Source organism: Oxalobacteraceae bacterium OTU3CINTB1 (assembly GCA_024123955.1).
Lineage (GTDB): Bacteria > Pseudomonadota > Gammaproteobacteria > Burkholderiales > Burkholderiaceae_D > Rugamonas.
In genome coordinates this window covers 1,940,748-1,953,427 of sequence record CP099652.1, presented here as the reverse complement: position 1 = coordinate 1,953,427, position 12,680 = coordinate 1,940,748, and the positions used below count along the sequence as shown (strand labels likewise).

Below are 12,680 nucleotides of genomic sequence, written 5' to 3'. Positions count from 1 at the left end.
GGGATGACCATGAGCGCACCGCACATCGAAGTGGCCTACGACGCCGTCATGCAAACCGGCGAATGCCCGCTGTGGCACGAGGGGGAGCAGGCGCTGTACTGGGTCGACATCCCCGCCTTCACCGTGCACCGGCTCGACCCGGCAAGCGGCGGGCACCGCGCGTGGCGACTCTCGAGCGAGCCGGCCAGCCTGGCGGTCAGCGACAACGGCGGTTTGATCGTCGCCATGCGCAGCGGCTTTTATCACCTCGATACCGGCAGCGACGAGGTGCGCATCACCGAGATCGCGCCGGCGCCGTACGACACCTCGCTGGCCCGCTTCAACGACGGCCGGGTCGATCCGGCCGGGCGCTTCTGGGTCGGCACCATCTACGAGCCGCGCGACCGTCCGGCCGCCGAGATGTTCGTGCTGGAGCAAGGCGAGATCCGCAAGGCCTGGTCGTGCGGCATGACCAACTCGAACGGCCTCGCTTTCAGCCTCGATGGCAAAACCATGTACCACGCCGACACCACGGCGCACCTGGTGCGGCGCTTCGACTTCGACGTCGACGCCGGCACGGTGGAGAACCAGCGGCCGCTGATGCAGTTTTCGGCCGACAAGGCCAATAATTACGGCGGCCGGCCCGACGGCGCGGCGGTCGATAGCGACGGTAACTACTGGTGCGCGCTGTTCGAGGGCGGGCGGCTGGTCAAGCTGTCGCCGGACGGCGAACTGCTCGACGAGATCAAGCTGCCGCTGCGCTGCCCGACGATGCTAGCCTTCGGCGGCGCCGATTTGCGCACCTTATATGTCACCAGCGCCGGCGAACGCCCGGCCGCCGAGCTGGCGCAGTACCCGCTCAGCGGCAAGCTGCTGGCAATCAAGGTCGATGTCGCCGGCCGCGTGAATCCACAATATCGTAACTAATCGCCATTTAAAGCGACCGAAAACGGCAGCAAAATGTAGTAAAATTACTTGCATTTCACTGCTTGCCGTAGTAAATTTACACAACGAAAAATCGCCTCCGGGTATAGTGTCAAACCGGTGGCGCCGCTGTGCAGCGACTTCCCTTTCAGGCACTACTTACTCATGCGACGACTCTCTATTATGGCTCTTACCGATTTTGATCTGGTTCTGTTCGGCGGCAGCGGCGATCTGGCGATGCGCAAATTGCTGCCGGCGATGTACGCCCGCGATGTGGCCAACGACCTGCCCCCCACCGCGCGCATCATCTGCGTCGGCCGCGCGGACGCCAGCCAGGAAGACTTCCTGCACACGGTCGAAACCACCTCCAAGCCCCACGTCAAGTCGCCGGCCATCACCCCGGCCGCTTGGAGCCGCTTCACCGCGCGCATCGTCTACGTGTCGCTCAACGCCACCGACAGCGCCAGCTACAAAAACCTGGTCGAGGCGCTGCGCAAGGACGACGCCATTACCCGCGTCTACTACCTGGCCACGCCGCCGGCGATCTTCTCGCAAATCTGCGACAACCTCAAAGAGAACGGCCTGGTCACCAAGAACTCGCGCGTGGTGCTGGAAAAGCCGCTCGGGCGCGACCTCGCCTCGGCCAAGCAGATCAACGCCGAAGTCGGCAAAGTGTTCGAGGAATCGCAGATCTACCGGATCGACCACTACCTGGGCAAGGAAACCGTGCAGAACCTGCTGGCCCTGCGCTTCGGTAACATCCTGTTCGAACCGCTGTGGCGCCGCGAATGGATCTCCGACGTCCAGATCACCATCGCCGAAAAACTCGGCGTCGGCAACCGCATGGGCTACTACGACACCTCCGGCGCGCTGCGCGACATGCTGCAAAACCACCTGCTGCAACTGTTGTGCATCGTCGCCATGGAGCCGCCGACCTCGATCGCCCCGGACGCCGTGCGCGACGCCAAGCTGCAAGTGCTGCGCTCGCTGAAAAAGTTCACGCCGACCACCTTGGCGCAAAACATCGTGCGCGGCCAGTACCGCGCCGGCCACGTCGACGGCAAGGCCGTGCCGAGCTACCGCGACGAGCCGGACGCGCCGGAACACTCGCGCACCGAGACTTTTGTTGCCATGAAGGCGGAAATCGACACCTGGCGCTGGGCCGGCGTGCCGTTCTACCTGCGCACCGGCAAGCGCATGGCCGACGGCTTGGCCGAGATCGTCGTGCGCTTCAAGCAGATCCCGCACTCGATCTTCGCCCAGCCGACCAACAGCTTCCAGCCGAACTCCCTGGTCATCCGCCTGCAGCCCGACGAGGGCCTGCGCATGAACCTGATGGCTAAGACGCCCGGCGACGGCATGCGCCTGAAGCAAGCCGAGCTGGAACTGGACTTCCGCGAATCGTTCAAGTCGCCCCGCATGGACGCCTACGAGCGCCTGCTGCTCGACGTGCTGCGCGGCCAGCTGACGCTGTTCATGCGCGGCGACGAGCTGGAAGCGGCGTGGGAATGGGTCGAGCCGATCCTCAACAACTGGGAAAGCGACGACAGCTACCCGATCCCGTACGCCTCCGGCACCTGGGGTCCGGCAGCCGCCTCCGCGCTGATCGGCCGGGACGGCCTGCAGTGGCGCGAAGAAGCGCTGCCGGAAGACTGACAGCCCGACCGCTCCGATGCTGCTCGACTCCATCCGCACCCAGCTCGACTCGCTCTCCAAATCGGAGCGCAAAGTCGCGCTGGCGGTGCTCGACCACCCCGGCCAGACGGTCAGCCAGAACATCACCGCGCTCGCCAAGAGCGCGCAAGTGTCCGAGCCGACCGTGGTGCGCTTTTGCCGCACCCTGGGGTACGACGGCTGGCACGAGTTCAAGCTGAAGCTGGCGCAGGGGCTGGCGCTGGCCCTGCCGGGCCTCAACGAGCAACCGACCCAGGACGACCTCGCGGCCGACCTGGTCAACAAGATCTGCAGCCGCTCGATCAACACCCTGCTCGACCTGCGCAACAACCTCGACCCGGACGCCATCCAGAAGGCGCTCGACATCCTGGCCAAGGCCAACAAGATCGAATTCTACGGCCAGGGCACGTCCGGCATCGTCGCCGCCGACGCCCAGCACAAGTTCTTCCGCTCCGGCGTGCCGACGGTGGCCTACGCCGACCCGCACATCCACAGCATCGCCGCCGCCCTGCTGCGCACCGGCGACGCCGTGGTTGCCATTTCCCAGCGCGGCAACAGCCCGTCGCTGGTGCGCTCGATCAAGCTGGCCCGCCGCGGCGGCGCCGAGGTCATCGTGCTGGCGCCGTCGGGCACGCCGCTGGCCGACCTGGCCACGGTGCTCATCCCGATCGACCTGATCTTCAACATCGACCCCTACACGCCGATCTCGGCGCGCCTGGCCTACCTGGTCGTCATCGACGTGCTGGCCGTCGGCCTGGCTTTGCAGCGCGGCCCCGAATTCCGCAAGAAGATGCAGAACGCCCAAAAGGCGCTGCAAGAGTTCGACTTGCAATTCGACTCCTTCATCGGCTAAGCTCTCGGCTTACAAAAAAACCACTACCTGCTCCCGTGGGTGTGCTGGCGTACGTGGGCTTCGCGCGAGGCCTCCTATAATTCTTGCTGTGCTACAGTGTGTCTGTTTTTACGCAGACGCAATATTGCTTTTTTTGCACACGCAGTACGTTCGTGGCCGACGAGCCCCCGAGAGTGGACATGACTACCTTTACCTCCCATACCGCCCAACCCGCAGTGCGCATGCCGCTGCTGCAGACGGGCGTGTCCGGTTTCGACCAGATCCTCGGCGGCGGCTTTCCGGCCCACAGCCTGTATCTGATCCAGGGCCTGGCCGGCAGCGGCAAGACCACCCTGGCCTGCCAGATCGGCTTCCAGCACGCCCACCAGGGCAAAAAGGTGCTGATCCTGACCCTGATCGCCGAAACCCACGGCAAGATGCTCAACCACCTGAGCAGCTTTTCCTTCTTTGACGAAAAGCTGGTCGGCGAGCGCATCATCTTCCTCGGCGCCTACAACGAACTGCTCAAGGGCGGCTTGCGCGAGCTGCTCAAATCGATCGCCGCCACGCTGGCCGACCAGCGCCCCGACATCATGATCATCGACGGCTTCCGCACCGTGCGCGAGGCCAAGCCGTCGGACGTGGCGCTGTCTGAGTTCATGCTGTCGCTCAATTCGCTGGTGGCGACCATGCAGTGCACCACCTTCCTGCTCTCCCCCACCGAGGGCAACGTGGCCGACTCGGAAAACACCCTGGTCGACGGCTTGATCGAACTGAGCCAGTATGAGCAGGGCTTGCAGCTGATCCGCGAAATCAAGGTGTTTAAGTTGCGCGGCAGCAAGCACCTGCTGGGCCGCCACGTGTTCGAGGTCGGCGTCGACGGCGTCGCCATCTACCCGCGCCTGGAGGCCGTCAGCACCGTCTCCGGCGCCACCCCGGCCGTGTCGCGCCAGCGCCTCGGCTTCGGCATCGCCGGCTGGGACAAGCTGACCAACGGCGGCGTGGCGCGCGGCTCGACCACGGCGCTGCTGGGCAACCCCGGCGTCGGCAAGACCCTGATGGGCCTGCATTTCATCTACGAGGGCCTGCAACGCGGGGAAAATTGCCTGATCGCCGGCTTTTACGAGTCGCCGCTGCGGCTGCTGGAAAAGTCGGCCACCGTCGGCATGGACATGACGCCCTACTATAAAAGCGGGGCGCTGGAGATCATCTGGCACCCGCCGCTCGAGGTGCTGGTCGACGCCATGGCCCAGGACATGCTGCGCAACGTCGAGCGGCGCGGCGTCACGCGCCTGCTGATGGACGGCCTCGACGGCCTGCGCGAGATCGTCATCCACGACGGCCGCTCGCGCTCCTTCCTGGCCGCGCTGGTCAACGAGCTGCGCTGCCGCAACGTCACCAGCTTCTTCACGCAAGAGCTGCCGTACTTCGGCAACGGGCCGGCGCACAGCGAAGTGTCGGCCTCGATGTTGTTTGAAAACATCATCCTGATGCGCTATGTCGACGTGCGCGGCATCAACCGCCGCCAGATCGGCGTGCTCAAGCTGCGCGAAAACAGCTACGACGCGGCCAACCACATCCTGCTCATCAGCGACCAGGGCATGACGATCGAGGGCGCCGTGTCCGGCTCCGTCGGGCCCTCGCAGACGTTATAGCGAGATGACATGAGCGACTCCCCGGCTATCATGGACGCCAACCCGGATGGAAAAATCATCCTGGTGGTCGACGACGAGTTCGACGTCCTGTCGGCGTACACGATGCTGTTCGAATACCGCGGCTACCGCGTGCGCACCGCCGGCAACGGCGCCGAGGCGCTGGAGCTGGCCGCGCGCGAACGTCCGGACATCGTCGTCTCCGACTACATGATGCCGGTGATGGACGGCGCCCAGCTGTGCCTGCAATGGCGCGCCGACCCCGCGTTGGCCGCCATCCCCTTCATCCTGGCCAGCGCCGGCATCCCGCGCAAGGACGAAGTGGTGCCCTACGACACCTTCTTCCGCAAACCGATCCGCTTCGAAGTGCTGCTCGACGAAATCGCCCGCCTGATCGCCGCCCGCGCGGCGTCTTGATATAACCACTATCGCGCACGCTTGCTTTCTCTCGGGCGCTGCCTTGAGTACAATAAGACAACGCAATCCCCTTACCTCTGATTGGCAGCGCACATGAACCAACTCGAACAGCTCAAGCAATTCACCACCGTCGTCGCCGACACCGGCGATTTCCAGTCGATCCAGGCCTACACCCCGCGCGACGCCACCACCAACCCGTCGCTGATCCTCAAGGCGGTGCAAAAGGACGAGTACAAGCCGCTGCTGGAAAAAGCCGTGCGCGACAACCTCGACCGCTCGATCCCGGACACCATCGACCACCTGCTGGTGGCCTTCGGCAAGCAGATCCTGCGCATCATCCCGGGCCGCGTGTCGACCGAGATCGACGCCCGCCTGTCGTTCGACGTCGAAGGCTCGGTGGCCAAGGGCCGCGACCTGATCAAGCTGTACGAGGCGGCCGGCATCGAGCGCGAACGCGTGCTCATCAAGATGGCCGCCACCTGGGAGGGCATCCGCGCCGCCGAGATCCTGGAAAAGGAAGGCATCCGCTGCAACATGACGTTGCTGTTCTCGCTGGGCCAGGCGATCGCCTGCGCCGACGCCGGCGCCCAACTGATCTCGCCGTTCGTCGGCCGCATCTACGACTGGTACAAGAAATCCACCGGCCTCGACTACACCGGCGCCGAAGACCCGGGTGTGCAGTCGGTCAAGCGCATCTATAACTACTACCGCAAGTTCGGCTACAAGACCGAGGTCATGGGCGCAAGCTTCCGCAACACCGGCCAGATCCTGGAACTGGCCGGCTGCGACCTGCTGACCATCAGCCCGGAGCTGCTGCAAAAGCTGGCCGACACCGACGCCCCGGTCGAGCGCAAGCTCAGCGCCGACAAAGTGCCGGCCTCGGGCATCATCAAACTGACCCAGGACGAGAAGACCTTCCGCTTCCAGCTCAACGAGGACCAGATGGCGTCAGAGAAGCTGGCCGAAGGCATCCGCGCCTTCTGCGCCGATTCGGGCAAGCTGAAACAAATCATCTCCGGCATGCGCTGACCCCGGCGTGACGGCCGGGTCGCACCGGAAGGGGCGGGAGCACGGCGGCGGTCGTCCTCCCGCCCTTTGTCTTTCAGGGCACTTCCCGGAAACCATTGGTTAACATCCGGCCACCGGCGCACGGCCATCTTGCACCAAAATGCGGCAATTTCGCGCAATTTGATACAAGATGATATATACAAAACGTTACATAACTGACTGTATTACAATGTTGCAGCCTCAGCCGGCAACCGCTTCGGCTGGCATACGTCCAACACCATTCTTTTCAGAGACCATCCAATGAGATCCGTCCCTCGTTCCACCGTATTCGCCTGCGCCGCCCTCACTCTCGCCGCTGCAGGGCTGAGCGCCTGCGGCAAGAAAGACGCCGCGCCCGCCGCCCCGCCGCCGCCGACAGTGGCGGTCGTCACGGTGGCGCCGGCCAGCATCACCTTGACCAGCGAACTGCCGGGCCGCACCGAGGCCTCGCGCATCGCCGAGGTGCGCGCGCGAACCGCCGGCATCGTGCTGAAACGGGTGTTCAAGGAGGGCGGCGAGGTCAAGGCGGGCGAGGTGTTGTTCCGCATCGATCCGGCCAGCTTCCAGGCTTCCTTCGACAGCGCCCAGGCCGCCGTCGGCCGCGCCGAGGCCAACTTGGCCCAGGCCGACCTGCGCGTCAAACGCTACACGCCGCTGCTGGCCGCGCAGGCCGTCAGCCAGCAGGAATACGACGACGCCATCACCTCGCAGAAGCAGGCCCGCGCCGACCTGGCCACCGCCAAGGCCGCGCGCACCAACGCCGGCCTGACCCTGGGCTACGCCACCGTCACCGCGCCGATCTCCGGGCGCATCGGCCGCGCGCTGGTCACCGAGGGCGCGCTGGTCGGCCAGGGCGAAGCGACGCCGATGGCCACCGTGCAGCAGCTCGATCCGATCTACGTCACCATCACCCAATCGTCGACCGAACTGCTCAAGCTGCGCCGGGCGCTGGCCGACGGCAAGCTGAAGAGCGCCGGCAAGGACGAAGCACGCGTCTCGCTGGTGACCGAGGACGGCCAAACCTATCCGCAAACGGGCAGGCTGCTGTTCGCCGACGTCTCGGTCGACCAGACCACCGGCTCGGTGTCGATGCGCGCCGAATTCCCGAACCCGAACCGCACCCTGCTGCCGGGCATGTACGTGCGCGCGCGCCTCGAGCAAGGCGTCAACGAGGCCGCCATCACTGTGCCGCAGCAGGCCGTGGTGCGCGGCACCGACGGCGCCTCCGTGCTCATCGTCGGCGCCGACAACAAGGTCAGCGCCCAGCCGGTCAAGGCCGACGCCGCGCAAAACGGCAGCTGGGTCATCAGCTCCGGCCTCAAAGGCGGCGAGCGCGTGATCGTCGAGGGCTTCCAGAAGGCCAAGCCCGGCGCCACCGTCACGCCGGCAGCCTGGAAGGGCCCGGTCGGCGCCGCACCTGCCGCCGCCGCTCCCGCAGCCGCCCCGGCCGCCGCCACCAAATAATCGGGAGACCAGATGGCAAAGTTCTTCATCGACCGCCCCGTTTTCGCGTGGGTGATCGCGTTGTTCATCCTGATCGGCGGCGCGCTGTCGATCTCGCTGCTGCCGGTGGCGCAATACCCGACCATCGCGCCGCCGTCGATCGTCATCGACGCCAACTATCCGGGCGCCACCGCCCAGATCCTCGACGACGCCGTCACCAGCGTGATCGAACAGGAAATGAACGGCGCCGACGGCCTGCAATATGTCGAGTCGGTCAGCGACGGCAACGGCGCGGTGTCGATCACCGTCACCTTCCTGCCCGGCACCAACCCCGACCTGGCCTCGGTCGACGTGCAAAACCGCATCAAGCGGGTCGAGTCGCGCCTGCCGCAAGCGGTCACGCAACAGGGCGTCAACGTCAACAAGGCGCGCAGCAACATCCTGATGTTCGTCGGCGCCTCGTCGACCGACGGCAAGATGGACACGGCCGCCATCGGCGACTACCTGGCGCGCAACGTCGTCAATGAAATCAAGCGCCTGCCGGGTGTGGGCCAGGCCCAGCTGTTCGGCACCGAGCGCGCCATGCGCATCTGGGTCGATCCGGCCAAGCTGCTCGGCCTGCGCCTGACGATGGCCGAGGTCACCGCCGCCATCCGCGCCCAGAACGCCCAAGTCACCGCCGGCACCCTGGGCGACCTGCCGTCGCCCGAATCGCAGGCCTACGCCGCGCCCATCGTGGTGCAGGGCCAGATGACGTCGCCGGAGGAATTCGGCAAGATCGTGCTGCGCGCCAACACCAACGGCTCCTTCGTGCGCCTGAGCGACGTGGCCCGCATCGAAATGGCCGGCGCCAACTTCAGCCGCAGCGCCCGCCTCGACGGCAAACCGTTCGTCGCCGTCGCCGTGCAGCAGTCGTTGACCGGCAACGCGCTGGCCACCGCCACCCTGGTGCGCGCCAAGATGGACGAGCTGTCCAAGTTCTTCCCGCCCGGCCTCAAGTACACGGTGCCGTACGACACCTCGACCTTCGTCAAGATCTCGATCGAGGAAGTGGTCAAGACCTTGTTCGAGGCGGTGCTGCTGGTGTTCATCGTCATGTACATCTTCCTGCAGAACCTGCGCTACACCTTGATCCCGACCATCGTCGTGCCGATCGCGCTGATGGGCACCTTCGCCGTCATGCAGCTGGCCGGTTTCTCGATCAACGTGCTGACCATGTTCGGCATGGTGCTGGCGATCGGCATCCTGGTCGACGACGCCATTGTCGTCGTCGAAAACGTCGAGCGCATTATGAGCGAGGAAGGCCTGTCGCCGCGCGACGCCACCCGCAAGGCGATGTCGCAGATCACCGGCGCCATCGTCGGCATCACCCTGGTGCTGATCGCCGTGTTCATCCCGATGGCCTTCTTCGGCGGCGCCGTCGGCGCCATCTACCGCCAGTTCTCGCTGGCGATGGTGTCGGCGATGGTGTTCTCGGCGCTGATGGCGCTGACGCTGACGCCGGCGCTGTGCGCCACCATTTTGAAACCGGTCGAAGCGGGCCACCACGTCGAGAAGAAAGGCTTCTTCGGCTGGTTCAACCGCAAGTTCGCCGTCACCGCCACCGGCTACCAGGGCATGATCGCCAAGATGCTCACGCGCACCGGCCGCTTCATGATCGTGTTCCTGCTGATTTGCGGCGTGGTCGGCTGGCTGTACGCGCGCCTGCCGTCGTCGTTCCTGCCGAACGAGGACCAGGGCTACATCATCGCCAACGTCCAGCTGCCGCCGGGCGCCTCGCGCAGCCGCACCGAGGCCGTGCTGGCCCAGGTCGAAGACTACCTGCACAAGCAGCCGGCCGTGGCCCGCACCATCGCGGTGGCCGGCTTCAGCTTCTCCGGCGCCGGCCAGAACGTCGGCCTGGTGTTCGTGCCGCTGAAGGACTGGGACGAACGCGGTCCGGACGACGCCGCCGACAAGGTCGCCGCGCGCGCGCTCAAGGCGCTGTCGGGCATCGCCGACGCCGTGGTCTTCCCGCTCAGCCCTCCGCCGATCCGCGAGTTGGGCAACGCCACCGGCATCACCGCGCGCCTGCAAGACCGCGCCGGCGCCGGCCACGCCGGCCTGCTCGACGCCCGCAACCAGCTGTTGGGACTCGCCGCCAAGAGCGACGTCCTCAAAGGCGTGCGCCCCGAGGGACTGGAAGACGCGCCGCAGCTGCAGATCGACGTCGACCGCGACAAGGCCAACGCGCTGGGCGTGGCCTTCGCCGACATCAACAGCCTGCTATCGGTGGGCCTGGGCTCGAGCTACGTCAACGACTTCACCAGCAGCGGACGACAACAGCGCGTCATCGTGCAGGCCGACGCGCCGCAGCGGCTGCAACCGGATGATCTGATGCGCCTGAACGTGCGCAGCGCCTCCGGCGGCATGGTGCCGATGTCGGCTTTCGCCACCACGCGCTGGATCAACGGCCCGGTGCAGCTGGTGCGCTACAACGGCTATCCGGCCATCAAGCTGACCGGCGACGCCGCGCCCGGCCGCAGCACCGGCGAGGCGATGGCCGAACTGGAACGCCTGGCCACGCAACTGCCGCCCGGCTTCAGCATCGAATGGACCGGCCAGTCGCTGGAGGAGAAAACCTCCGGCTCGCAGGCGCCGGCGCTGTTCGCGCTGTCGATGCTGGCCGCCTTCCTGGTGCTGGCCGCGCTCTATGAAAGCGAATCGATTCCGGTCGCCGTGCTGCTAGTGGTGCCGCTGGGGATCCTGGGCGCGCTGCTCGGCGCCCACATCCGCGACCTGCCCAACGACGTGTACTTCAAGGTGGGCCTGATCGCGATTATCGGGCTGTCGGCAAAGAACGCGATCCTGATCATCGAATTCGCCAAGGACCTGCAGGCGCAGGGCATGGGCCTGATCGAGGCGACGCTGGAGGCGGTGCACCTGCGCTTCCGCCCCATCATCATGACCTCGCTCGCCTTCATCCTCGGCGTGCTGCCGCTGGTGATCGCCACCGGCGCCGGCTCGGCCAGCCAGCGCGCCATCGGCACCGGCGTCATGGGCGGCATGATCACGGCGACGGTGCTGGCGGTGTTCCTGGTGCCGGTATTCTTCGTGGTGATCCGCAGAATCTTCAAGGGCAGCGAACGCCAACGCAAGTTGGCCGCTCACGAAATGGACGACAAAAAGCATGAGACTTATGACTAACCCGGCCCGCGCATCCTCTCCCGCCCCGCGCACCACGCTGCTGGCGGCGGCCCTGGTGGGCGCGGCGCTGCTGTCGGCCTGCTCGCTGGCGCCGACTTATCAGCGTCCCGACGCACCGGTGGCCGCGACCTTCCCGGCCGACGACGCCGGCAAGGCCGCCAAGACCGGCGCGGCGCCAGCCGCCGCCCCGAATCAGCGCGACGCCGTCGATACCGGCTGGCGCGAGTACTTCAACGAGCCGCGCCTGCAACAGTTGATCGCCGCGGCGCTGGAGAACAACCGCGACCTGCGCACCGCGGCCCTGCGCATCGAAGAAGCGCGCGCGCTGTACAACGTGCAGTCGGCCGACCGCCTGCCCAACCTGAACGCCAGCGTCGGCGCCACGCGCGCCAGGACGCCGGCCACGGTCTCGCCAACCGGCGAGACCGTGATCGGCCGCCGCGTCGACGCCGGCCTGTCGATCTCCTCGTTCGAGCTCGATTTCTTCGGCCGCGTGAAAAGCCTGAACGACGCCGCGCTGGCGGCCTACCTGGCCACCGACGAAGCACGCCAAGCGGCGCAAATCAGCCTGGTCGCGCAAGTGGCGCAGGCCTACTTCACCGAGCGCGCCTACGCCGAACAGTATGCGCTGGCGCAGCAGACCTACGAGGCGCGCGCCCGCACCTACAAGCTCACGCAGCAGCGCGCCGAAGCGGGCGCCTCGTCGCGCCTCGACCTGCGCTCCAACGAAACACTGATGGAGACGGCGCGCGCCGCCGCGCTGACGTTGGCGCGCCAGCGCGCGCAAGCCGAAAACGCCCTGACCTTGCTGGTCGGCCAGCCGTTGGCCGCCGGCGCCGCCGGCACCAACGCCAACGCCAACGCGATGCCGACCGACGCCCAGATCGACGCGCTCAGCGCCTTGCCGGCCGGCTTGCCGTCCGACCTGCTGGCGCGCAGGCCGGACATCCGCGCCGCCGAGCAGCGGCTCAAATCGGCCAACGCCAACATCGGTGCCGCCCGCGCGGCATTCTTCCCGCGCATCAGCCTGACGGCGGCCATCGGCAGCACCAGCCCCACCCTGGGCGGCTTGTTCGACAGCGGCACCGGCAGCTGGTCGTTCGCGCCGCAACTGGTGCTGCCGATCTTCGACGCCGGCCGCAACCGCGCCAACCTGACCTTGAGCGAAGTGCGCAAGAACATCGCGGTGGCCGACTACGAGAAGACCATCCAGACCGCCTTCCGCGAAGTGGCAGACGCGCTGGCCGCGCGCGACTACCTGGGCGAACAGGTGGCGGCGCAGCGCGCGGTGCAGGACGCGCAGGCGGACCGCTTGAAGCTGTCGCAGCTGCGCTTCGACAACGGCGTCGCCAGTTCGCTCGACGTGCTGGACGCGCAGCGCGAGTTGTTCAGCGCCCAGCAATCGCTGGTGCAGGCGCGCCTGCTGCGCACCACCAGCGCGATCGACCTGTATCGCGCCCTTGGCGGCGGCTTAAAATAACACCACCGACCCCGGCACACCGGGGTCGTACCCCCAATGGGTACGA

At 66.5% G+C, this 12,680-nt stretch carries 9 protein-coding genes; all 9 read left to right on the top strand.

Features of this window, described 5'->3' with window-relative positions; genetic code table 11:
* The first annotated feature begins 9 nt into the window (after positions 1-9).
* The gene (locus NHH73_08455) at positions 10-906 is read left to right on the top strand and encodes an SMP-30/gluconolactonase/LRE family protein (GenBank protein ID USX28299.1); all 897 of its coding nucleotides are present in this window, start codon (positions 10-12) and stop codon (positions 904-906) included.
* A gap of 180 nt (positions 907-1,086) precedes the next feature.
* Positions 1,087-2,559, top strand: a complete 1,473-nt coding sequence (gene zwf / locus NHH73_08450; protein ID USX28298.1) for a glucose-6-phosphate dehydrogenase — start codon at positions 1,087-1,089, stop codon at positions 2,557-2,559.
* Positions 2,560-2,575: 16 nt separating this feature from the next.
* Positions 2,576-3,430, top strand: coding sequence for an SIS domain-containing protein (locus NHH73_08445; GenBank protein ID USX28297.1), 855 nt, complete (start codon positions 2,576-2,578; stop codon positions 3,428-3,430).
* Positions 3,431-3,609: 179 nt separating this feature from the next.
* A complete protein-coding gene (locus NHH73_08440) occupies positions 3,610-5,064 on the top strand; it encodes a recombinase RecA (protein USX28296.1) in 1,455 nt (484 codons plus the stop codon).
* 9 nt (positions 5,065-5,073) lie between these two features.
* Positions 5,074-5,478 carry a response regulator gene (locus NHH73_08435; protein ID USX28295.1) on the top strand — a complete coding sequence of 135 codons (405 nt, stop codon included), beginning with the start codon at positions 5,074-5,076 and terminating at the stop codon, positions 5,476-5,478.
* Between the two features lie 93 nt (positions 5,479-5,571).
* Positions 5,572-6,507, top strand: coding sequence for a transaldolase (gene tal / locus NHH73_08430; GenBank protein USX28294.1), 936 nt, complete (start codon positions 5,572-5,574; stop codon positions 6,505-6,507).
* Between the two features lie 279 nt (positions 6,508-6,786).
* Entirely contained in the window at positions 6,787-7,989 is a 1,203-nt protein-coding gene (locus NHH73_08425; GenBank protein ID USX28293.1) for an efflux RND transporter periplasmic adaptor subunit, read from the top strand.
* Positions 7,990-8,001: 12 nt separating this feature from the next.
* The gene (locus NHH73_08420; GenBank protein ID USX28292.1) at positions 8,002-11,154 is read left to right on the top strand and encodes an efflux RND transporter permease subunit; all 3,153 of its coding nucleotides are present in this window, start codon (positions 8,002-8,004) and stop codon (positions 11,152-11,154) included.
* Entirely contained in the window at positions 11,147-12,634 is a 1,488-nt protein-coding gene (locus tag NHH73_08415) for an efflux transporter outer membrane subunit (GenBank protein USX29586.1), read from the top strand. Before NHH73_08420 ends, NHH73_08415 begins: the two co-directional genes overlap by 8 nt.
* Positions 12,635-12,680 lie beyond the last annotated feature (46 nt).